The following is a 24104-nucleotide window of genomic DNA, read 5'->3' on the forward strand; positions in this document are numbered from 1 at the left end:
AGGGCGACAGCTTTACCGAGACGTTCACGGTGCAGTCCGCCGACGGCACGGCCACGCACGACGTCGTGGTGACCGTCAACGGCACCAACGATGCGCCCACAATCGACCTTGATGCCGGAGCTCGCAGGGTGGTGGACTTCGTTTCCGAGAGCGCAAGCCACAACAACATCTTCGGCGTGTATGTGGTGGATGCAGACGGTAATCCCGGCAGTCCGCAGGTTATTCTCAACAACCAGAATGCGCTTACCGACAGTCAGCAGGACGGGGTCGAGGCCGAGGGGCACACGCTCGCAACCCTGCCGGAGGGAGGACACTACGAGTACTTCCTTATCGCCAACGGCGCCAGTTCGTATCCTGATCTGGCCGATTCTCAGCTCTCCTTCGATACAAGCGGTGAAAAGCCTCAACTGCTTGTCGATGGCAACCCCTCGTCGCGTCCGGTCTTCTTCTCTCAGGACGAGTACAATCCGGATAATCTCGACGGCAGTGACCCCGGGCGCGAACCCGCTCCCGGCCATTTCATTATAGAGACACAGGCTGACGGCTCCACCATCATTCGTGTCGAAGACCTCTGGAACGGCGGCGACAACGATTACCGCGACGTGGTGGTTCGGCTGACCACCGAAGAGGGAACGGACGGCACCGGATTCGAAGGAACTTTCGTGGAAGATGCCGGTCAGGTCTACATCGCGTCCGGCTCCGTATCTATTGCGGATGTTGACAGCGATGAAATGACCAACGCCGAAGTCACCCTTGAAAATCCCCAGGCCGGAGATCAACTGCGCGTGGGCAATCTGCCTGAAGGCATCAGCGCGGAAGTGGTGACGGCCGACGACGGCGTCGGGCTGAGCGTTCTGCTGACCGCGGACGCGGGGACCGCTTCCGCAGCTGATTTTGAAGCGGCCATCCGAAACATTTCATTTTACAACGACTCCGAATCCCCGGACACTTCCGACCGCACGATTACGGTTCAGGTCTCCGATGACAACGGCGCTACCAGCAACAGCGCGGAGACAGTCATCAGGGTCGTGGGCGTGAATGACCGCCCAGTGGCGGTGAATGACTCGGCCACGGTCGACGAGGGGCAGTCCGTCGAGATCGACGTGCTTGCAAACGACTCCGATGTGGACGGCGGCACGCTCTCTCTGCACGGTACGCCGCAGGCCGAGAACGGCGTGGTCGAGGTGGGTGAGGACGGCAAGCTGACCTACACCCCGAACGAAGGCTTCACCGGAACCGACACCATTACCTACGGCGTCAATGACGGGCAGGGCGGCTATGATTCCGCCACCGTGAACGTGGTTGTCAACGATGTGAACGAAGCGCCCGTCAGCGAATCGTTCGGTGTGGAATCCACCGAGTCCGGGCCTGTTGAGGTCGATTTCCTCTCCCATACTCAGGACACGGACGGCGAAGTCTCCGAGATCGTCATCACGAAGATGCCTGAAGGCGGGACCCTTTATTACACGGACGCCGATTCCGGCGACACCGTGGCGGTTCAGGAGTCCGACGTCACAGGCGATGAGAGCGGAACCAGGTTCGGCGCGGACGGTACTTTCACCTTCGAGGCCGACGGTTCCGGTGAATCCTCGATCCTTCTGGGCACCAAGACCGTGGGCGATCAGGCGCTTGCCAACTGGGGTGAGGCCGTCGACGGCAACCCTGCGGTTCGTGAGCTTACGCTTGCCGACGGCAACGTTGTGACCGTCTCCTCCGACAGCGGGCCGCTCAGGCAGTACAATCAGGAACAGTCCAATCACATGGGCATCGGCATCGGCGATGCCGATGGAAACGGCATCAACGCCGGTGAGACCGTGACGGTGGACTTCGGCGACGAGGTCGTGTCCACGGCGCGCATCGGTTTCGACGGGCTGGGTGATCACTTCGATGCCCAGAACGGACAGGCCACCGCCGTCTGGGTTGCCAAGCTCGACGGTCAGGAAGTCGCTCGCGGTGTGATGACTCAGGGCGAAGACGGCGACCCGCTTTTCGAAGAGCTGCTGATCACCTCCGACGATGTGGAAGGCGGTCTGTTCGACTCCATCGAATTTACCACCGACTCGCAGTCCGGCTCCAACTGGGAGCTGCGGTATGTCGAGGCCGAATTCGGCACGGACACCTCCATCGGCTTCGTTCCCGTGGACAATGAGGGTGCTGTCGGCAACGAGAGTTTTGCGGATGTCGAATTGACGCCTGACGCGCTCGCCAATGAGCCGCCCGCGGCAGACAGCTTCACCGAGTCGGCGACATCCTCGGAGCCCGTCGACATCAGCTTCGGCGACCATGTCACCGACGCGGAAGACGATGCCTCCGGTGCGGAGACCAGAATCATCATCAAGACGCTGCCCGACGAGGAGCACGGCTACCTCGTGGACGCGGACGGCAATCCCATCACGGAAGCGGGCGGCGAGTACGACATGGAAGGCATCCGGTACGTGCCCCTCGACTCGGGCGAACCCGCTCCCGTGAGCGGTGCATTCCTCGGTGCCCGAGAGGTCGGCGATGAGTCGCTGGACAACTGGGGGCAGGCCGTGGATGCCTCCACCCGGGTCATGCAGATCGCCGATGGCGTCACTGCCACCCTCTCCGTCGGTGACGGTGCGCTCCAACAGTACCATCAGGAGAACTCCGGTCACATGGGCATCGGTGTCGGCGACGATTCCGGTGAAGGCATCAATGCCGACGACACGCTGACCCTCTCCTTTGACGGCGCGAAGGTTTCCCATGCGGAAGTCGGACTCGACGGCTTGGGCGGGCATTTCGTGCCCGATGGAAACGGTCAGACCGTGGCTACGGCCACATGGGCTGCCTATAACGGTGACGAACTGGTCGCCAGCGGCAACGTCGTCAACGATACAGAGGGATTGCAGTATACCCTCACCATCGGGCAGGACGAACTCGGCGGCGCGCTGTTCGACAGGATCGAATTTTCGACCGACTCCGATCAGGGCTCCAACTGGGAGCTGCGCTACGTGGATGCCGAATTCGGCGCCGGAGACTCCTTCCAGTATGCCCCGGTGGATTCCGACGGCGTGGAAGGAGACACTGCCACGGTGAACCTCACTCTTGACGCTCCGGACTCCCTCACCAACGAAAACCCCGTGGTGAACGGCGAAACCTACACGGTCGAGGAGGATGGAACGCTCAGCATCTCCGCAGCCGAGTTGCTCGGCAACGACCATGACCTCGACGGCGATACGCTGACGATCGACTCGGTGCAGGGGGCCCAGAACGGCACGGTCGAACTGGTGGACGGCGACGTGGTCTTTACCCCGGATGCCGACTTCAACGGCGACGCATCCTTCAGCTACACTGTTTCCGACGGCAAGGGCGGCACGGCCGACGGAAGCGTGCAGGTGGACGTTACTCCGGTGAACGATGCTCCCGAAGCGGTGGACGACGAGTTCGGCGTGGTAAGCCAGGCTGAAACGCTTGCCGTGGACACCGGCGTGGTGACCGACATCCAGCAGACCGTCTCCGAATGGGCGGAAAGCGGCGTAACTGTCGAGGCGAAGACCGGTGATGCGCTCGACCCTGGATCGTGGAACGACGCTACTCTCAGCACCAAGAGCGTTAACGCGGACCAGGTCGGCGGGAACGATTATTCCGGGCTTGCCGTGAGCTCTCCCGGCAATCTCGACGGCGGAGAGGTCGACCTTCAGGACGGTCAGGAGTCCACGGGTTCCGAGCTTCTGGCTGTGTCCTTCGCATCTCCCATGCAGAACGTGACGCTGACTCTGTCGGCCCTGTTCGACGGTAACGACGGCGCGCCCTTCGACAGCGGACATACCGAATCGGCTCGTGTGGCGGCCTTCGATGCCGACGGCGACCTTATGGGCTACGTGGATGTTCAGGGCACTCAGGACGGCCTTGCCGAAGTGACTCTCGATGTGGATGACCTTGGTTTCGGCCTTCCCATCGCCAGCGTCTCCGTCATGCCGCTCGACGACGGTGCCGGCGCCGGCGGGACCAACTCGGACTTCCTGCTCAAGGCGGTTTCCGGAGAAACCATGCCCGAAGTCTCGGGAACCTATTACGAGGGCGAGACCATTACGCTGGACTCTTCGCTGCTTGTGACGAGCGCCAATGCGGAAGGGCTGTCCGACAGCGACCCGGATGGCGATTCGCTTTCCGTCACCTCCGTGGGCAATGCTTCCCACGGCAGCGTAACTCTCGACGCGAACGGACAGATTCAGTTCGTGCCGGAGGATGGCTACAGCGGGCAGGCTAGCTTCCAATACACCGTGGAAGACGGGAACGGCGGGCAGGACTCCGCCACTGTCACACTGAACATCGCGGGCAGGAATGAAGCGCCTTCCATTGATCTGGACGCTACCGGCGAGCATCTCGACGTGACCGCGGATATCAGCAACTCCTGGGGATACAATCTGCTCGGCACCTACGTGGTGGATGCGGACGGAAACCCGACTGTTTCCGACGTCCTTTATGATTACGCGGATGAACATGGTCCCCGCGGCGCGGCCAAGGGCGACCTGTTGAGTCATATCGAATCCGGCGAGACTCCGAACTTCTTCATCATCAACAGCGGCGACGATCGCAGCGGTCCGGCTTTCCGCACGGACGCCGAGATCAGCTTCACAAAGGATGGTGACGGCCAGTGGTGGGCTACCGGCGTCAACGAAAATGGTGAACCCATGACGCAGCGGGCCTACTTCGACAATCCGGAAATGAACGCGGACAACCATGATCGCTTCACCATCGAGCTGACCCGTCCCGACGGCTCCGAGCGCTGGGCAGTGGAAGAGTTCAACGGGCACTCGGTGGACTACGACGACATCAGGTTCAACGTGGTGCCCGTCGAGGACGACTCCATCGATTATTCCACCACGTTCAACACCGGCGACGAGGCTGTCTCTGTCGCGGGAGACGTTTCCATCACCGACGCGGACGGCAGCAGCATGGCCAAGGTCGTGCTGACCCTGACCAACGCGCAGGACGGAGACGTGCTCGATACCTCCGGCGTTCCGGATTCGCTGTTTGTGGACACTGATACGACTGAGGACGGTCAGATAGTGGTGACCATCAGCGGAAAGGCTTCTGCCGAGGATTACGAGTCCGCGGTGCAGGCAGTGAAGTTCAGCACCGACAGTCAGGACGACACGCCGCGCGAAATCACGGTGACGCTCACGGATTCCGAGGGACGCGAATCCCTCAGCAGCGAAACCGCCACGAGCGTGATCAACGTGAACACCGCGGCTGAGGGAATCGTCAACCTCGACGTGGACGGTACGGAGGTTGTTCTTACTTCCACGGCAGCCGGATACGGAAACATGCTCGGCGTTTACAGGGTTGACGAGGACGGCGCCCCGACGGACCCCGAGATCATCCTTGCCGACAGTCGTTCTGCTGCTATCGGCGATGTGCTCAAGACCTTTGCCGGCGACGAGGGTGTTCGCTTCTTCCTTATCCCCGACGGCGCGGATCAGGGGCTGGATCTGGATGGAGATATGTACTTCGTCGCCTCCGAAGGTCGCTATGAGCTTGCGATCGGCAACCAGCACGTTGACGTGAAGTTCGACGACCCTGCGTTCAATCCCGAGAGCGAAGAGCCCGGATTCCGTTTCGAGGAAGGCTTTGGTCCCGGGATGGAACTCGACGATGGTGACTCCACGCAGGTCGCCATGGACGATCAGTTCAACGGACCCGGCAGGCACAAGACCGAGGACAACCATCCGTACGATAATAATGGCAACCACGATGACGATGATGATTTCGACGATCTCGTCGTCGACGTTCGCGACACCGAGGACGGCATATTCCACGGCGGCGACGGCAACGATGTCGCTTACGGAATGGAAGGGAACGACACCCTCCACGGTGCCGGAGGCGACGACCTGCTGGTGGGCGGCAATGGTGCCGACATTCTCAACGGCGGGGACGGCAACGACTTGCTTTTCGGCGGCGCCGGGAACGACACGGTGCTTGCCGGGGGCGGCGAAGACCGGGTGCATCTCGGATCGGGCGAGGACAGTATCTTCATCGATCCCTCGGTGTTGACGAACGGAAGTGAGATCGTGGTCGAGGACTACAATGTCCATGAGGATTCGATAAAGCTGGGTGATGGCATGAGCGTCGAAAGCATGAGCTACGATCCCGACAACGAGCTGGCCCAGATGCTCGTCAGTGAGGACAACGGCGATCAGGAGGTGGTCGTCAAGCTCATGGGCATGACTCAGGCCGACTTCGATCAATTCGACAGCACGGTGCATACAGACGTGCAGGCCGATGATCTGGTGCAGCAGGTGATAGATTCCGCCAATGACGGACAACTCGGATAGCCGCACGGATCAAAATGGTGTATAAAGGCCCGGTCTCCAGTAGAGGCCGGGCTTTCACGGAGCAGGCGGCGGCCGGATGTCGCCCTGCAATTTCGGAATGAAACATAAATATCAACATCGGTGTTAATTCGACATGAAACGCTTCTTTCCTCTCACGCTCTCCATACTGCTGATGACGACCGTTCCCGCTTTCGGAGCCAACGACGGTACCAGCTCGCTGCGCGACAGCGCGGCCAAGGCCGTCCAGCATCATCCCCGTGTCAAAGCCCTGCTTCACAACCGGGATGCCATTTCCAGAAACCTTTCCGCGGCACTCGGCCGCTTCTTCCCCTCGCTTGACCTGAGTTCCGAATACGGAATTCAGCAGTACAGCAGTGGAACCACCAGAACCAGGGGCGAAGACAACACCCACACCAGCGTGACGGACACCACGGTCACGCTGACGCAGAACGTTTTCGACGGCATGGACCGTTACAATGACTATCAGGGCTCCAAAGCGCGTGTTAATTCAGCAGAGTACAGGCTTCGCGACAACGTGGAGAGCGTGGCACTTGACGCGGTCAGGGCGCACCTTGATGTCATGCGCGAGCGCAAGCTGCTTGATCTGGCCGAAAAGAACGTGGAAGAGCATCGCGACGTGCTGGCCTCCATATCCGAAAGGGTCGCCGCGGGAGCGGGTAGCCGGGCTGACGAGATGCAGGCTAGAGGCCGCCTCGCCCGGGCGGAGAGCACCGTCATTTCGTACAAGGGCTCCCTCAAAACAGCCGAGGCTTCATACTTGCGGGTCACTGGAGAGAGTGCCGCCGCCCTGAGCGTGAGTCCGTTCAACATGGAGTCGGTTCCCGTTCGCATGGAAGAGATCATGTCCGCGGCGCTGGACAACAACCCCAAGGTCAAGGTCGGGGAAGCCGAGGTGCAGGTGAGCGAGAAGGACCGCAACGTCACCGATTCCGCCATGTATCCCGAGGTGGACATACAGGTCAGCTCCAGGCACGCGGACGATCTCGACGGTGTAGATACCTACATTCAGGATAACCGCGCCATGCTGGCGTTGTCCTGGAATCTCTTCAACGGCGGCTCTGACTACAATCGCTCCAAGGCAGCCGACTCGCGGGTCGAGCAGGCGCAGTCCGATCTGCAGGATACGACCGATGACCTGGCCCGTCAGGTGGCCACCGCATGGTCGGAATACGAGACCGCAGTGGATCAGGTCGCCAAGTATCAGGAAGCGTTGCAGTACAGCAGGGAATCTCTGGATATGTACATGCTGCAGTTCAACGTCGGGCAGCGCTCGTTGCTGGACGTGCTGGACGCCATCAACGAGGTGTTCAGCAACAGCGTGCAGCTTGAGACCGCCAAGAGCAATCGTACCTTCAGCCTCTACAAGCTGATGGCCCTCAAGGGTGAGCTGGTCAAGACGCTGGAAATCGCGGACGGCGTGTATCAGGCCCCCGAAGAAATCTAGTCAGTATCCTGCTTGCAGGTTTATCAGGCGCGGCTCCGGCCGCGCCTTTTTTATGTCCGACTAAAGGTCTGGCGTCAGGGTAGCTGCGTTTGCACGGCGCGGATGATCGTGAAGGAAGCTGTGCCTTTTGGACCGGGGGCTGGATAAAAGAGAACCCCCGACGCCGAAGCGCCGGGGGTAAGCACCAGATGGATATCGGGACTAGTCTTGCTCGATGAGCCTCTCGCCTGCGGGCGAGGTCAGCGTTTCCGAGAGCGCTTCGAGCACGTTGTCATCGTAGTGGGCGGCATCCTTTTTCAGGATGTCCATGGCGTCCTGCATGGTCTTGGCACCGCGGTACGACCTCGGCCGGATCATGGCGCAGAAGGAGTTGACGGCTGACAGGATGCGTGCGGGCATGATGATTTCGCCGTCGGCGAGACCTTTCGGGTAGCCCGAACCGTCCATGCGCTCGTTCATCTGATAGATGGCCCGCAGGACGCCGTCGTCGATGTCTATCTTGCGCAGGATTCGATAGGCGTGTTCGACGTGCTGCTCCATGATGGCTTTTTCTTCCTCGTTGAGCTTGTCGGGCTTGGTGAGGATTTCCTTGGGCACGAACACCATGCCGATCTGCGAGAGGTTTGCGGCCGTTTCGATCTCCGCAATCTCCATCTCGGACAGCCCGAGGGATTTCGCCACCTCGACGGACAGTCCGGCCAGCAGTTTGGTGTGTCCGCCGAGATAGGGGTCGGTTGCCTCGATGGTGCTGCCAAGGGCTTCCATGGCCCGGCGTATGAGCTTTCGGTTACGCTCCTGTATGGTCATGAACTCCGTCATGTCGTGGTAGACTTCGACGATGCCCAGGCAGTTGCCGCTGGCGTCGAGGTAGGGGGACTTGGATATCTTGAACTCGTACCGCTGCGAGAGCAGGTAGACCGGCTCGTTGACGGTCACGCGCTTCTTTTCACGGACCACGGATTCGTCGTAGGTGCAGAGACGTTTGGCGGTGTCGTAGCCGAAGACCGCCTGCGCATCCATGCCGAGTATTTCTTCCTCGCTGCGTCCCAGCGCCTTGGCAAAGGCATCATTGACGTAGGTGAACTTCCCTTCGAGGTCCTTGAGGGTGATGAAGTCGGTGATGTTGCTGTTGATGGAATCGATGAACCGCTTCTGGTCCTCGATGCGCGTAGCGAGCTTGCGGAATTCCTCCGCAATGCGCTTGTTGTGCGCACCGGCGAGTATCCACCATGCCAGTCCGGCTGCGAGCAGCACCGTGAGAATGCCGAAGGCGGCCAACAGGTAGACCGTGCGGGTGAAATTCTCCACCACGGCCATTGCAATGTCGCGATCGGCTTCCTGAACTACCCACCACGGCGTGCCTTCCACGGCGATGCCGAGGGAAAAGACCTTTTTGGCAGGGTCGGAAAGGCTTTGCCGCGGCGCGAAGTTGAGGTGGCCGTTTTTGTCCATTTCAAGGTCCGCCGTGATGTCGGAGAATCCTTCCGCCGTCCATGGAGTGACCTGCTTGAAGCCTTGGGCGGTCTTCTGCATGAGTCGGGTGCGCTCGCCCTCGGTGGAGAGGGCGGTATTGGACAGGAGCTCGGTGAGCTTTCCGGTGACCTGTCGGGTCATCATGAGCGCTCCCACGGGATTCGCGTCCTCATCAGCCTCCGGAGGGAAGATCGGAGCCATGATGTCCATTTCCAGTCCCTGCGATGTCTTGCGCAGGGGGGAGAACTTGGCCTGATGGTCCCGCATGCACGCTTGCGAAAGCGCGATCTGCCGGTCGCTCATGGGCGGGAGATGCCCGTCGGTGGCGATGTACGCCTGCCCTTCGCGGCTGATGATCCGTGCGTTGAGAAAGCCGGAATACGTTGAGAACTCGCGCAGGATGTTCTGCATCATGGGCAGCTGGGCCGCGAGGTCCGAGCCGTCCTCGCCGGGTTCGCCCGGAACGGTCCCGAAAATGGCGGAGAGGTCCCCGTCGATGAGATTCACTTCGGCCGCGTACAGCCGGAAAAGGTCGGACTTTATGAGCCTGTCGCCCTGCTGGGCGAGACCGGAAAGCCACGCCTCGAAGACCTCGCTGCGGCCGTCGGCGAGTATTTCCAGCCGTTTTTCCTGATTGTGGATGGCTTCGGCGTGTCTTGCCGATATCACCCTTCCCGCGAGAATCACGATGGCCGCCGAAACGACCACCACGAACGTGGCGAGAAGGCCGATTTTCAGCCCTTTCTGCCGCTCTCCCGGATACTTCGGGACCTCTTCGGGGTGAGGCATCTGTGCGTTCATGTTACATCTCCATCTGGTGTATAGCGTTCCGCCCCCGCAGGGGCCGTCGGTCACTGTTTCATTCTCCGCTTGAGCAGGTCGCCCCCGGAGGTGGGCACATGCATCCAGCGGAATTTTTCGTTTACGGAATAATATGGCAGGTAGTGCTTGTAGCGCGAGTGGGGCAGTACCAGCACGGTCTGGTTGTCGAGTACGTAGATGTCATCCTCCAGATAGACAACAAGCACCGCATGTCCGATGTTTCGGATGAGGTCCTTGAGCGCCACAATGCGCATTTCATCGCCGGAGAATCCGAGCTCCTTGAGCGCGTAGAACTTGGCAATGGCGTAGTCTTCACAGTCGCCTGAACGCTTCAGGAATTCGGGGGGCGTGGCCCAATAGTCCTTGCTGCCGTAATTCGCGGGGTCAAGCCTGTAGGGCCATCTGTTGAAGAACTTGTTTACCGCATTGATGCGCTCCATGCGGGACATGTCATCGGTGCTTGCCTTGAGCTTGACCCAGCCCGCTCTGGAGGGGAGGTCCGCCAGCGCGTCATCCCTGAAATAGCCCTTCCAAGCGCGCATCCGGTCCAGAACGCGGCTCCATTTGGGCAGCTTTTTGATGCGACCCTTGAACTCCAGAGTGCCGAACAGGCGGTTCTTTTTTTTGGCCGCTTCCTTTGTCTGTGCAGTATCCCCCGCAGTCGACGGCCTGGTTCCGGTTCCGAGATCCTTGGCATTGGCGGCGGTTGGCCACCACACCAACACTGCCAGAGAGAGCACGCAGGCCAGCCCGACTCCGGGCAGTCGTGATATGGCGGAAGCGGCCCCCATGCGGCTCCTATCGCTCCCTCAGGGCGTTGTTCTTTGCCTTGAGGATCGGTTTGAGCAGATAGTCCAGCACGGATTTCTGTCCCGTAAGGATGTCCACCTGCGCAGTCATTCCCGGAATGATGGGAAGCTCCTCGCCGTGATAGGTCATGGAGTTGGTGTTGGTCCGGACCTTGACGAGGTAGTAGTTGTCCCCCTGCTTGTCCTGGATGGTATCCGCGCTGATGTGCTCCACCTTGCCTTCAAGGCCGCCGTAGATGGAAAAGTCGTAGGCGGAAATCTTGACCATGGCCTTCTGGTCAGGGTGAAGAAAGGCGATGTCCGCGGGCTTGATGCGCGCCTCGATGAGAAGCGTGCCGTCCACGGGCACGATTTCCATGATGGACTCGCCCGGCTTGACCACACCGCCGAGGGTGTTGATCAGAATATGTTTGACGATGCCGTTGACCGGGGAGCGGACGTCGGTCCGGGTGACGCGGTCGATTCCCGCAGTGAGCATCTCCTGAATGGAGGTGAGCCTGCGTCGACGTTCGTTGAGTTCCTCAAGCGCCTTGCTGCGGAATTCCGCCTTGCGCTGCTGTATGCGTCCAAGGGCTTCCTCGGCGGCCTTGCGATTGCGCGGCAGCGCCATGGCGATGCCTTCCACCTCGCCTCTGAGCTCAAGGACCTTCTGCTCCAGCGCAAGATAATCCAGTTCGGAGTGAATCTGTTTATCCACCAGCGGTTTGGTTATGTTTCGCTGTTTTTCGGCGTTTTTCAGTCGGGAGATGAGCTGTTTGCGACGGCTTATCATTTCCGCCACTTCCTGCTTCTTCTGCTCGTACTGGTCCCGCAGCAGTTCTACCTCGATGGCGAGCTGTTCCTGCCGCGCTTCGTAGATGCGCCTCTGGTCCTCAACTGTCTGGGGAATCTTTTCCTTGAGTTCTTCGTCGAAGGTCGGCTTTGTGCCGTCCACCTCGGCGACGAGCCGCGCCACGGCCGCCCTGTTCTCAAGTTCCTTGGTCACGGCGTCGCGGTAGCTGCTCACGGCCTGTTCGTTGCGCAGCCGGCAGAGCAGGGTTTCCTTTTCCACGCGTTGACCTTCGCGGACGTAGATTTCGCTGAGGATCCCGCCTTCGAGGTTCTGGATTTCCTGTACCCGTCGCGACGGGATGACCTTGCCGAAGCCCCGCGTCACCTCGTCCAGCTCGGCAAAGCTGGCCCAGACGACGAATCCGATGATCATGACGATTATGGCCACGGACATGAGGTAGGCGAGTTTTCGGCCCCGGCCGTGCATCGCCTGATCCACTTCGGACATATAGAGCAGGGTTTCCCTGTCGAATCTCTCTTTACTCATGCTTGGCCTCAGGACGGGAGTTTGATTTTACCGGATTTCAGACCGTCGAGCACTGCCTGCTTCGGGCCATCTACAACTATCCGGCCGTTATCCATGACTATCAGCCGATCAACCAGATCAAGCATGGAGTGCCGGTGGGTTATGACGACAAGGGTTTTGTCTTTGACGAATGGTTGCAGGCTGTTCTTGAGCCTGACCTCGGACTGGTTGTCCATGTTGCTGGACGGCTCGTCCATGATGAGCACCTCCGGGTCCGGAAGCACGGCGCGGGCGATGGAGACCGCCTGACGCTGTCCCCCGGAGAGGGAGGCTCCGCGCTCGCCCACTTTCATGCCGAATCCGGCAGGGTGGTTTTTCACGAAATCGTTCACGCCGGCAAGCTCCGATGCGAACTTTATGGACTGGTCGTCGGCTTCAGGCAGGCCGAAGGCGATGTTGTCCCGCAGGGTTCCGTAGAAAAGAAGCGGATCCTGCGAAATGTATCCCACTTTGCGTCTGAGGTTGGCGACGTCCATCTGGCGCAGGTCGATGTTGCCCAGCTTCACCGAGCCGCTTACCGGCTGGTAGAGTCCCACGCAGAGCTTGCCCAGAGAGGATTTCCCCGCGCCGGTCTTGCCGATGATCCCCACCTTTTCACCCGGTTTCAGGTGCAGGTTTATGTCGCTGAGGACAGCCTTGTCCGTTCCGGGATAACTGAAGGAAACGTCCTCCAGCGTCATCGAAGGTTCGATTTCCCCGTAGTGGAAGGTCTCCTTGTCCTCGGGGCGCTCGCTTGGCATGTCCATGAGCAGGTTCAGGGCGTTCAGGGCCATTCTGGACTGCTGGAAGCGCGTGAGGAGTCCCGCGATGGCGCTCAGGGGGGCCATCGCGCGGCTCGAGAGGATGTTGCAGGCGATGAGCCCACCCACGGTGAGTTCGCCTTCGGAAATGAGATAGACCCCGATGATTATGATGGAAACGCTCACCAGCTGCGTGGCCAGCGCCGAAAAGGTCACGGACATGTTTGCCAGCACCTTGGCTCTGCTGTTGGACATGGCGGACATGCCGACCACGTTTTCCCAGCGGGATTGCATGCGGCCTTCCGCCATGCTGGTCTTGATGGTCTCAAGCCCCTGCACGATCTCGAAGAGCAGAGCGTTCTTCTGGGTGGATTCCTTGTAGTGGTTCTCAATGATGTGCTGGAAGGGCATCTGGATGAGAAAACCCACGAGGATCACGACCGGCACGGCAATTACCATGGGCCAGACCAGCGGGCCGCCGATGTAGTAGATGACCCACATGAACAGGAACAGGAACGGCAAGTCGATCAGCGCCACGAGTGAGCTGGAGCTGAAGAACTCCCGCATGGACTCGAACTCGCGGACGTTGTTGGCGATGGCCCCCGCGGATTCCGGCATGTGGTCCAGCCGGGCGGACATGAGGTGCCGCATGATCCTGCTGCCGATGAGGATGTCGGCGTTTCTGCCGGCGACATCCACGAAGTAGCTGCGCAGGTTCTTGAGCATGAAGTCGAATATGTAGGCGATACCGATGCCTATTGCCAGCGCCCAGAGCGTGTCGAAGGCGTTGTTCGGTATGACGCGGTCATAGACGTTCATGACGAACAGGGGTGAGGCCACAATGATCAGGTTGGTCATGACGCTGGCGCCGATGACGTGCCTGTAGATGGGCCAGAAGCGCAGGATCACGCCCCAGAACCACTTTTTGGTCTTGAGCAGCTTGAGTTCGCTGGCGCGCTTGTCCAGTTTGCTCCTGCGGTGGCAGAAGATGGCGTAGCCCGTGAACTCCTCTTCCAGGTCGGTCACCGGGATTTCGGTCTCGTCCATGCCGTGGCCGGGGATCACGACGCGGGCCGTCTCCGCGTTTCTTTCAAGGAGAACGCAGGCGTTGCCGCCGCGAAGCAGCAGGATGCAGGGCATGACCAGCTTGGTGATGTTTTCGAGGTGCGGCCGGTGCACCGTCTTGGCGGCGATGCCGATGCCTTCAGCGGCCCGGACTATGGAGGACGCGGTGATGACGTTCTCTTCCTGCGGCAGACCGGCCTTGATGGTGGCCGAAGAGACCGGCTTGTTCAGCAGGCGGCTTATGATGGAGAGGCAGATGACCAGCGGCGGCTGAAAGTCGATGTCGCTGGGCAGCAGGCGCTCGTCGCGCCCGAGGTCCGGTCCGGCCTCTTTCGTATTCGTCCCGGCGGTGCTTGAAGCGTCCTGCGCGGAAGAAGGGGATTGTTCCGATTTCTCTGTCATGAAGACTTCCGGATTGTATGCTGGCGGTTATGCGAAAGGCGGGACGGCCCGTCGCCCGTTCCGTTCAATTGTACTAATACCTACATTTACGGTGCGGTCATTTTTGTCAAGTTCGGTCTGCCTTTACGAGCGTCTGCGGACGCCCTTTTTCCACAGCTGATGCGTTTGTGAGGGCTCGGCGGTTTGATGAACGGAAAAACCGCCCCCCGGAGCTTGTTTCGGAGGGCGGTTGCGGGCGGGGTTGCAGGGGCGGTTCTAGATGCCGCCCCCGTTCTCGAAGGCGTAGCGCATGGCCCGGGACTGAACCACGGATGCTCCGGCCGGGACATCGCGGGTGATCCAGACGTTACCGCCGATGACCGCCCCTTTGCCGATGGTGACGCGGCCGAGAATGGTCGCGCCCGCGTAGACGATGGCGTCGTCTTCAACGATGGGGTGGCGCGGCAGCCCTTTGATGAGCTGGTCGCCTTCGCCCTTGGGAAAGGACTTTGCGCCGAGGGTCACGCCCTGATAGATGCGCACGTTTTCGCCGATGACGCAGGTCTCGCCGATGACGGTGCCCGTGCCGTGGTCGATGAAGAAGCGCTTGCCGATGGTCGCGCCCGGATGGATGTCGATGCCCGTGTCAGAGTGCGCCATTTCGCTGATGATGCGCGGGATGATGTCCACGTCGAGCCGGTGCAGCTCGTGCGCGATGCGGTGGTTGGTCAGCGCGCGGATGGACGGGTAGCAGAAAATGGTCTCCCCGTGCGTCTTGGCCGCCGGGTCGCCGTCGTAGGCGGCCTCTACGTCGCCCAGAAGCATCTCGCGGATGTCCGGCAGGGCCATGATGAACTTTCGCGCCGTGGTCAGCGCGCGCTGTTCACAGTCGGCGCAGCGTTCCCGGCCTTCGCGGTCGCACACGAAGCAGTAGCCGCGGTTGATCTGATCCGCCAGATTGCGTTCAACGCGGTCCAGCGTGGAGCCGACGGAGTAGGGCAGGGTGGCCGGGGTGATTTCGGACGGTCCGTAGTAGCCCGGGAAGAGTACGGATCGCAGGTCCTCCACGATCTCCGAGAGCGTGTCCACAGACGGCATGGGCGCGTCGCCGCGAAAACGGCGGGACGCGATGGCGTGTCCGTTGCCGCACAGGCGCTCAACCACTTTGTCGAGATTGTATTCCTCGGTCATTGTCAGGCTCCTAATCCTCGAAAAGCGGGGTGCTCAGGTAGCGTTCACCGGTGTCGCAGACCACGAAGACGATGAGTTTGCCGCGGTTTTCCTCGCGGGCGGCCAGCTCCAGCGCGGCGGCGCAGTTGCCGCCGGAAGAGATGCCGCAGAGGATGCCCTCTTCGGTAATCATGCGTTTGGCGGTGTCGAACGCGGTCTGGTTGTCCATGGCGATGACTTCGTCATAGACTTCCGTGTTGAGCGCGCCGGGCACAAAGCCCGCGCCGATGCCCTGAATGGGATGCGGGCCTGGATCGCCGCCCGAAAGCACCGCCGAGGCCGCAGGCTCCACGGCCACGATCTTCACCTCGGGTTTGCGCTGCTTGAGCACTTCGCCCACGCCGGTAATGGTGCCGCCGGTGCCCACGCCGGCCACGAAGATGTCCACCTGCCCGTCGGTGTCGTTCCATACTTCCTCGGCTGTGGTCTTGCGGTGCGCTTCGGGATTGAATTCATTTTCGAACTGCATGGGCATGTATGCGTTGTCCAGCTCTTCGACCAGCGCGTGAGCCTTCTCGATGGCTCCCTTCATGCCCTTGTCCGCCGGGGTCAGCACCAGCTCGGCGCCGAAACCCTTGAGGAGCTTGCGGCGTTCCATGCTCATGGATTCCGGCATGGTCAGGATGCAGCGCATTCCCTTGACCGCGCAGGTGAAGGCCAGCCCGATGCCGGTGTTGCCGCTGGTGGGCTCAACCACTACGGCGTTTTCGTCGATGAGGCCGCGTTCAAGGGCCGCCTCGATCATGTTTACGCCGATGCGGTCCTTGACCGACCCGCAGGGGTTGTAGAACTCGAGTTTGGCGACCACCGTGGCCGGGAGGTCCTTGCTGAGCTTGTTGAGCTTGACCAGCGGTGTTTTCCCGACCAGAGCGGTCATGCTGTCGGCTATGTTCATTCCGTGCTCCTCGGCGTGCATGCGGGGCCGGAGTCCTTGGCAGAGAACGGAGAGATCTTTCTCAGGTTCTCGATGACCCGCGGCAGGTTCTCGATGATGAAATCCACTTCCTCTTCGGTGTTGAAACGGCTGAGGCTGAAGCGGATGGACCCGTGAGCGAAAGTGAACGGCACGCCCATGGCGCGCAGGACGTGCGACGGCTCAAGGCTGCCGGAAGTGCAGGCAGAACCGGAGCTGGCGCAGATGGAGAGCTGGTCCATCATCAGCAGGATGGCCTCGCCTTCGACGTAGCCGAAGGAGATGTTGCTGGTGTTGGGCAGGCGTCTTTTCTTATCACCGTTGAGCTTGGCGTCGGCGATGGATTCCATCAGCCCCTTTTCGAGCTTGTCGCGCAGGGCCTTCACCGAGTCGTTCTCCTCGGCGATGTGTTCCCCCGCGATCTCGCAGGCCCGGCCGAGGGCGATGATGCCGGTGGTGTTCTCGGTTCCGGCGCGGCGGCCGCGCTCCTGATGTCCGCCGACCATGAAGGGCCGGAAGGGCAGGGCCTTGCGGACGTAAAGCGCGCCGACCCCCTTGGGGGCGTGCAGCTTGTGACCGGAAAGAGAGAGCATATCGATGGGCATTTCGCTCAGGTTCATGGGGATCTTGCCCACGGCCTGCACGGCGTCGGTGTGGAACATGACGCCCCTCTCACGACAGATGGCCCCGATCTCCTCCACCGGAAAGATTACGCCGGTTTCGTTGTTGGCCCACATGACGGATACGACGGCGGTATCGTCGCGGATGGCAGCCTTGAGCTCATCGAGGTTGAGGTTGCCGTCGGTGTCCACATTCAGGAAAGTGACTTCGTAGCCCTCGCGCTTTTCAAGGTGCTTGCACAGACTCAGGATGGCCGGGTGCTCCACTCGGGTGGTCACGATGTGTTTCTTGCCCGGCTGTGCATTGAGCGCGGAGCGGATCGCCGTGTTGTCGGACTCGGTGCCGCAGGCGGTGAAGATGATCTCCCGAGGCTCGCAGCCCAGAAGGTTCGCCACGCGTTCGCGTGCTTCGGTGATCTTGCCGCCGACGTTGCCGCCGAAGCGGTGCATGCTGGAGGGGTTGCCGTACAACTCGCTGAAATACGGCAGCATCTCGTCGAGCACTTGCGGGTCCACCTTGGTGGTGGCGTTGTTGTCCATGTAGATGGTGCTCATGGCTAGCCCTCCTCAACGGTGATTTCAGGGTCGACCTTTTCCTGCAGGCGCGCTTCCACGAGGCCCTTGAGGGTGGCCTGACTGGAAGGGCAGCCCGCACACATGCCGAGCAGCCGGACATAGACCTTGGTACGGTCCACATCCACCAGCTCGATGTTGCCGCCGTCCTTCTGGAGCATGGGACGGATTTCCTCCTCGACGACCTGATCGATGAGGCGCATGCGCTGCATGTTGGTCATGCCCTGCGCCGGAGGAGCGTCCTGCACCGGTGCCTCGCACGCGGCCTTTTCGCCGTGAGCCTGCGCCAGGAGGTCCTCGATGTCCGGGATGCACTTGCCGCAGCCGCCGCCGGCCTTGGTGAAGTTGGTCACATCCTCCACGGTCTTGAGGTCGTTCTCGCGGATGGCTCGGAGGATCTCTTCGTCGAAGATGCCGAAGCATTCGCAGATGAGTTCGCCTTCGTGGGAATGTTCGGCCACGGTTCCGGCCTCGCCGCGGTAGTTGCGAATGGCCTGTTCGAGCGCCTCCTGTCCCATGACGGAACAGTGCATTTTTTCACGGGGCAGGCCGCCGAGGTATTCGGCGATGTCCTTGTTGGTGAGCTTTTCCGCCTTGTCGATGCTCATGCCGATGATCATCTCGGTGAGAGCGGAGCTGGAGGCGATGGCGCTTGCGCAGCCGAAGGTCTGGAACTTGGCGTCTTCGATGACGCCGTCGTCATTGACCTTGAGAAAGAGCTTCAGCGCGTCCCCGCAGGCGAGTGAGCCGACCTCTCCGATGCCGTCGGCGTCGTCGATGGTTCCCGTGTTGCGGGGGTTGAGAAAGTGTTCCTTGACCTGATCGGTATATTCCCACATGGGGCGCTCCTTTTGCTTGAGGCTGTGGATTTGGTGCAGGGCATTATTCCATCCATACACCTGTTAAAACTCTTGCGCCGCGTTGTCCACCCGCCGCGTGGGGTTTAATCTACTCTTTTGGTATGGAATGTCTAGAGCGACATGATGCCCGGAATGCAGGCGGCGCGCTCGTAGACATCCATGACCTCTGCGGATGAGCAGACGGTGGGCTCCATGGTAACGCTGGTATATTTGCCGCTGCTGGATTCCTTGTAGGAGCGCTCGTAGTCGGAAAATTCCTGTTCGAAGTGATGGAGGTTTTCCGTGGGGAGTATGAATTTGAACACGTACGGGCAGGGCCAGTCGTGGTGTTCGTCGAGGGTTTCCATGAACTGTCGGTTCTTATCAGTCATGCCGGTTTCTCCTTGAGGTGTGCAATCCGCTGACTATAAGTGTGGATTTCGGATTGTCAATGCGCGCAGGGATAATGCGTGCATCGCTCCGAAAAAGGATGCAGTATATAATTCGTTATTTCGAGAACAGCTGTTAATAACTGTTTTAAGTCAAAATTCGATTAAACGCAGTGTTGCGAGAATGAATGAACCAATAAATATACTCATCGTCGATGACGAACAGATAAATCTGAAGCTGCTCAGGGGAATTCTCAAGGGGTTTCAGCTGAACATCCTTTCGGCCACCTCCGGCGAAGAGGCGTTGAAGATCGCCGCCAGAGGGGATTTCGCCCTGATTCTGCTCGACGTAATGATGCCCGGAATGGACGGCTTCGAATGCGCCGAGAGGCTGCGCGAAAAACCTGAGACCCGCTCCACGCCCATCATCTTCGTCACAGCCATCAACAAGGAACAGCGGCACATCTTCCGCGGGTACGAGCTGGGCGCGGTGGACTACCTCTTCAAGCCCGTGGAGCCCGAGGTCCTCCGCGGCAAGGTGCGGACTTTCGTGGAGCTGCACCGGCAGCGGCGGAGCATCGAGACCGCGGCCACGCGTCTCTCCACGCTGGTGCACAAGCTCGAGGAATCCAGAAACGCCCTGGAGGAATCGGAACGGCGCTACCGCATCGTGGCCGATTACAATTACGACTGGGAGAGCTGGATATCCCCTGATGACCGCACGCTCTACGTCAGTCCCGCCTGCGAGCGTATCAGCGGCTATCCCAGAGAGCGGTTCATCAACGATCCCGGATTTATGGAAACCATCATGCATCCGGACGACATCCCGATGTGGCGCGACTTTCTTTCCGATGAGGACGACAGCGACGGCGGTTCCATCGACTTCCGGATTTACAACAGCAGCGCCCGCATGCGCTGGGTAAACGCGGTCAAGCGCAGTGTGGTGGATCAGGGTGAACATCTCGGGTCGCGCGTGAGCCTTCGGGACGTGACGGAGCGGCGCGAGATGGAAGAGCGCATGGAGCATCAGGCGCTTCATGACCCCATGACCGGCCTTCCGAACCGCGTGCTGTGCATGGAACGAGTGAACCGTGCACGCCAGCGCGCCAAGCGGCACTCCATGTATTTCGCCGTGCTGTTGCTTGACCTTGATCGGTTCAAGGTCATCAACGAGACGCTGGGGCATGTGGCGGGCGACAAGCTGCTTGCCGAAGTGGCGGAGCGGCTGCGCGGCTGCGTGCGCGACATGGATACGGTAGGGCGCTTCGGCGGAGACGAGTTCGTTCTGCTTGTGGAAGAGTTTTCCGACCGGGAGCACGTCCGTAAGGTTGCGGACAAGATCATTGCCGAACTGCAAAAGCCCTTCATGCTGGGAATGGACGAGGTCCGGTCCTCGGCAAGCATGGGAGTGGTCATCTCCAACGGAAACTGCGAGGATTGTTCGGAGGACATTCTGCACAATGCTCACATCGCCATGTACGTAGCGAAGGATGCGGGCAAGAATCAGTACACGTTCTTTGAAGACTCCATGCGGGAAAAGGCGGAGCGGACGCTCACGCTGGAAAAGGATCTTCGCCGCGGGCTCCTGAACGGCGAGTTCATTCTTCATTACCAGCCCATAATCAACCTCGGAAGCACCGAGGTGACAGGGCTGGAAACGCTCATCCGCTGGGAACATCCCGACAGAGGGCTGGTGAGTCCCGGGGAGTTCATCCCCATTGCCGAGGACTCCGGCCTCATCGTGGAGATGGGAGAGTGGGTTCTGCGAAAGGCCGCGGGCGTGTTCACCGAGTGGCTGAAAGAGTGCAGCCATCCAGAAAATGTCTTTTTCTCGGTGAATATCTCGGCGAGACAGTTTCGGGAGCCGTCTCTGGTACAGATGGTGAGTGACGTGCTTACGGAGACAGGCCTGCCCCCGAAGCATCTCAAGCTGGAGATCACCGAAACAGTCATCATGCTCGATGTCATGGATTCCGTGCGAAAGCTCAATGCGCTCAAGGATATAGGCGTTTCTCTGTCCGTTGACGACTTTGGGACGGGGTATTCCTCCATGAGCTACCTCCAGAAGTTCCCCGTGGATCAGCTCAAGGTGGACTTGAGTTTCGTCCAGCGGCTTGATCGCGACCGCGACAGCGTCGAGATCGTCCGGGCCATCATCAACCTCGCTCACGCTCTCAAGCTCTCCGTTGTGGCCGAGGGGATCGAGACTCCGGAGCAGAAGGATACGCTTTACTCCTTGCAATGCGACCACGGTCAGGGCTATCTCTTCTCCAAGCCGGTGCCCGAACCGGAAGCAAGGGAACTACTTCTGACTCCCAACGCCCTGAAGCTGTAACGAAACGCAAGGATTTCACCATGACCATGAACAGTCCAAGCATCGTCACCTGGATGCTGTCCGTTCTTTGCGGGCTTGTCGGCATCCTCATCCATCTCGACATCATGTACATCCCCGCACTCGAAGACCTGATCCGTCCCTTCTGGCTGGTGAGCACGGGATTTGTCGGGCTTGCCCTCGGCAACGTCTTCAAGTGGCTCTGATTTTTCCGTCTTTCGGAAAGCAAAAGGCCCGCCTAGGCGGGCCTTTTGCTTTTTGCGGTGTCGGTTTTGGCTTACTCGTCCGGCGAGAACGGCACGGCCTCGCTCTTCGGGGTTTCCATGTATCGCTCCTTGCGGAATTCGTAACGAACCCCGCGTAGCAGGCAAAGACATAACAGCAGCATGATCCCCGCAAACGGGAGCGCGGCGGCGATTGCCATGCGCTGAAGGCCTTCGAGTCCTCCGGAGAAGAGCAGGATGGCGGCCGTGGCGGAAACGGTCAGCCCCCAGATGAGCTTCTTGGCGGCCGGCGGGTTCTCCTGTCCGCCGGAGGTCATCATGCTCAGTACGAACGTGGCAGAGTCGGCCGAGGTCACGAAGAACACGACCAGCAGTACCACGGTGAGCATGGTCAGCACTTCGCTGAGCGGGTAGAACGAATAGAGCTTGAACAGGCCCGTGGAGATGTCCTCCGACACGGCGGCGGCAATGCCTGCCCCCTGATGCAGTTCCAGATTGAAGGCCGCGCCGCCGAAGACGCTGAACCAGACGAAGGTGAGCAGCGTCGGCACGATGAGGGCTCCTGTCACGAACTCGCGGATGGTCCTGCCGCGCGAGATGCTCGCCACGAACAGGCCGACGAACGGCGACCACGAAATCCACCACGCCCAGTAGAAGAGCGTCCAGTTCTGGGTCCACTCCAGCCCCCGGAAGGGGTTGGTGGACAGACTCATGCTGAACAGCGACGAGGCGTAGTCCGCGAAGGTGCTCACCAGTACGTTCATGGACATGTTCGTGGGGCCCACGAAAAGCATGAACAGCAGGATCATGATCGCAAGCATCACGTTGGTCTTGCTGAGTATCTGGATGCCCTTGTCGAGGCCCGTCATGCTGGAGATCATGAACAGCACGGTGACCACGGCGATGATGATCAGGGTGGTTGTGTAAGTGGCTTCGAACGGGAAGACCCACGCGAGCCCGGTATTGATCTGGAGCGCGCCGAGGCCCAGCGAAGTCACGATGCCGAAGACCGTGGCGAACACGGCCAGAATGTCGATAAAGTAGCCGATGGGGCCGTAAATGCGGTCGCCGATCAGCGGGTAGAAACAGCTGGAAATGAGCGGGGGCATGCCGCGCCTGAAGGAGAAATAGGCGATGGACAGGCTCATGACGATGTAGATGGCCCAAGGGTGCACGCCCCAGTGGAAGAAGCTGTAGCGCATGGCGAACTTGGCGGCTTCCGGCGATGCGTCCGCAATGTAGGCGGGCGGGTTCAGGTAGTGGCTCATGGGTTCGGCCACGCCCCAGAAGATCAGGCCGATGCCCATGCCCGCGGCAAAGAGCATGCTGAACCAGCCGAAGTAGGAGAACCTCGGCTTTTCATGGTCGCCGCCGAGCTTGATCTCGCCGTATTTGCTGAAGGCCATGAACAGGCTGAACACAAGAAAGAGAAACGCCGAGAGCAGGTACGTCCAGCCGAAGTTGCTGATGATGTACGAGTGCATGTCGGCTGTCCACGCGTCCAGCCCTTTTGGCGTGTATACGCCGATCAGCACCAGCATGAGCACGATCAGCAGGGATATTGCGAAAACGATGTTTTTTTTCAGTTTGAACATCGGGGATCGTTCCTTGTTGCTTGTCCGCTCCTCAGGAGTCGGAGATGCTGCAGATGCCGGGAATGATGAAGACGTTGCACCGTGCCTTGTGCGGCAGAATCTCTGCGGTGGAACCGATGATGCGGCTCAGGGTGTCGGGCTTTTCCGATTTGCCCACCACGATCAGGTCAACGCCCTTGGCCTTTGCCTGCCGGATGATCTGCCTGCGAACCATGCCGATGGTCTCGATGACTTCCACCTGATCGTAGGCGTGAGCGCATTCGTCCGCCAGCCGCTGGAGATTGTCGAGCACGTTCTGCTTGCGGTCCTTTTCGGTGACCGGATCCGGAGCCCGTTCGCCCACATGCAGCAGGTAGAGCTGCCGAGCCTGAAAGCGGCTGTTGACCAGATACGGCATCACCACGGCGTCGGTGAACTTGAAGTCCGTGGCGTAGAGCACGCTGTCCAGATTCACCACGGGCTTGAAGAGTTTTGGATTGTAGATGAAGACGGGCAGGTTGCTCATGCGCAGGATGTCGGAGTCGATGCTGCCGATCAGCGCCTGCCGGAGCAGGGCCTTCTGCTGCCAGAATATGGCTACATAGTCGGCCCCCGAATTCTCGGCGGCTTCCATGACCATGGTGGGAGCGTGGCCCGTGCGGATGGTGGTCTCCACGGTGAGGCCGAGGTCCGCCACTTCCTTGGCGAGCTGCGCGAGCTGTTCCGCGGCCTCTTCTCTTCGCCGATAGTTGGTGCTGGTCCTGACGTGAACGAGGACGACCTGACTGGTGCCGAAGTTCTTCAGGAACGAGATCATGTCCAGCAGTTTCTTTCTGGGTTCCGCAAGACTTATCTTGAGCGCCGCTTTTTGGAGCACGCCTGTTCCTCCTTGCTATCCATTTGCGCGGGACCGAGGCCCTGCGTTGTGCCTTCCGGCAAAATTGCCGCATCCAGAGGGGGTTAGCCGGCAATCTGTTTGGCGAACACACCCCGCATACA

At 60.2% G+C, this 24104-nt stretch carries 15 protein-coding genes; 4 read left to right on the forward strand and 11 right to left on the reverse strand.

What is annotated here, in order from left to right; genetic code table 11:
• The coding region (locus BR24_RS15455) for an Ig-like domain-containing protein (protein ID WP_496542376.1) at positions 1 to 6299 on the forward strand (6299 nt) is incomplete at its 5' end.
• A gap of 133 nt (positions 6300 to 6432) precedes the next feature.
• Positions 6433 to 7764: a TolC family outer membrane protein gene (locus tag BR24_RS15460; protein WP_496542377.1), complete on the forward strand. Its 1332-nt coding sequence runs from the start codon at positions 6433 to 6435 to the stop codon at positions 7762 to 7764.
• Between the two features lie 201 nt (positions 7765 to 7965).
• On the opposite strand, the gene BR24_RS15465 is transcribed toward BR24_RS15460, so the two are convergent.
• From BR24_RS15465 to BR24_RS15505, 9 genes are all read right to left on the reverse strand, one after another.
• A complete protein-coding gene (locus BR24_RS15465; protein ID WP_496542378.1) occupies positions 7966 to 10038 on the reverse strand; it encodes an HD domain-containing phosphohydrolase in 2073 nt (690 codons plus the stop codon).
• Between the two features lie 50 nt (positions 10039 to 10088).
• Positions 10089 to 10850, reverse strand: coding sequence for a transglutaminase-like cysteine peptidase (locus tag BR24_RS15470; protein WP_496542379.1), 762 nt, complete (start codon positions 10848 to 10850; stop codon positions 10089 to 10091).
• Between the two features lie 7 nt (positions 10851 to 10857).
• Complete coding sequence (locus BR24_RS15475; protein ID WP_496542380.1) at positions 10858 to 12186, reverse strand: HlyD family type I secretion periplasmic adaptor subunit; 1329 nt, start codon at positions 12184 to 12186, stop codon at positions 10858 to 10860.
• Between the two features lie 8 nt (positions 12187 to 12194).
• Positions 12195 to 14432, reverse strand: a complete 2238-nt coding sequence (locus tag BR24_RS15480) for a type I secretion system permease/ATPase (RefSeq protein WP_496542381.1) — start codon at positions 14430 to 14432, stop codon at positions 12195 to 12197.
• A 255-nt stretch (positions 14433 to 14687) separates the two neighbouring features.
• Positions 14688 to 15602 carry a serine O-acetyltransferase EpsC gene (gene epsC / locus BR24_RS15485; RefSeq protein WP_496542382.1) on the reverse strand — a complete coding sequence of 305 codons (915 nt, stop codon included), beginning with the start codon at positions 15600 to 15602 and terminating at the stop codon, positions 14688 to 14690.
• Between the two features lie 10 nt (positions 15603 to 15612).
• On the reverse strand, positions 15613 to 16536 hold the full coding sequence (cysK, locus tag BR24_RS15490; RefSeq protein ID WP_496542383.1) for a cysteine synthase A: 924 nt from the start codon (positions 16534 to 16536) through the stop codon (positions 15613 to 15615).
• Positions 16533 to 17729, reverse strand: a complete 1197-nt coding sequence (gene nifS, locus BR24_RS15495) for a cysteine desulfurase NifS (protein ID WP_496542384.1) — start codon at positions 17727 to 17729, stop codon at positions 16533 to 16535. The genes cysK and nifS overlap by 4 nt, the downstream gene beginning before the upstream one ends.
• A gap of 2 nt (positions 17730 to 17731) precedes the next feature.
• On the reverse strand, positions 17732 to 18586 hold the full coding sequence (gene nifU, locus BR24_RS15500; RefSeq protein ID WP_496542385.1) for a Fe-S cluster assembly protein NifU: 855 nt from the start codon (positions 18584 to 18586) through the stop codon (positions 17732 to 17734).
• Between the two features lie 131 nt (positions 18587 to 18717).
• On the reverse strand, positions 18718 to 18978 hold the full coding sequence (locus BR24_RS15505; protein WP_496542386.1) for a DUF493 family protein: 261 nt from the start codon (positions 18976 to 18978) through the stop codon (positions 18718 to 18720).
• A 181-nt stretch (positions 18979 to 19159) separates the two neighbouring features.
• Here BR24_RS15505 and BR24_RS15510 point away from each other — a divergent pair, with 181 nt between their 5' ends.
• Entirely contained in the window at positions 19160 to 21310 is a 2151-nt protein-coding gene (locus tag BR24_RS15510; protein ID WP_496542387.1) for an EAL domain-containing response regulator, read from the forward strand.
• A gap of 20 nt (positions 21311 to 21330) precedes the next feature.
• On the forward strand, positions 21331 to 21513 hold the full coding sequence (locus BR24_RS15515; RefSeq protein WP_496542388.1) for a hypothetical protein: 183 nt from the start codon (positions 21331 to 21333) through the stop codon (positions 21511 to 21513).
• Between the two features lie 71 nt (positions 21514 to 21584).
• On the opposite strand, the gene BR24_RS15520 is transcribed toward BR24_RS15515, so the two are convergent.
• The gene (locus tag BR24_RS15520) at positions 21585 to 23126 is read right to left on the reverse strand and encodes a glycine betaine uptake BCCT transporter (protein WP_496542389.1); all 1542 of its coding nucleotides are present in this window, start codon (positions 23124 to 23126) and stop codon (positions 21585 to 21587) included.
• Positions 23127 to 23157: 31 nt separating this feature from the next.
• Positions 23158 to 23982, reverse strand: coding sequence for a universal stress protein (locus BR24_RS15525; RefSeq protein WP_496542390.1), 825 nt, complete (start codon positions 23980 to 23982; stop codon positions 23158 to 23160).
• Between the last annotated feature and the right edge of the window lie 122 nt (positions 23983 to 24104).

The organism is Pseudodesulfovibrio halophilus DSM 5663 (assembly GCF_059568665.1).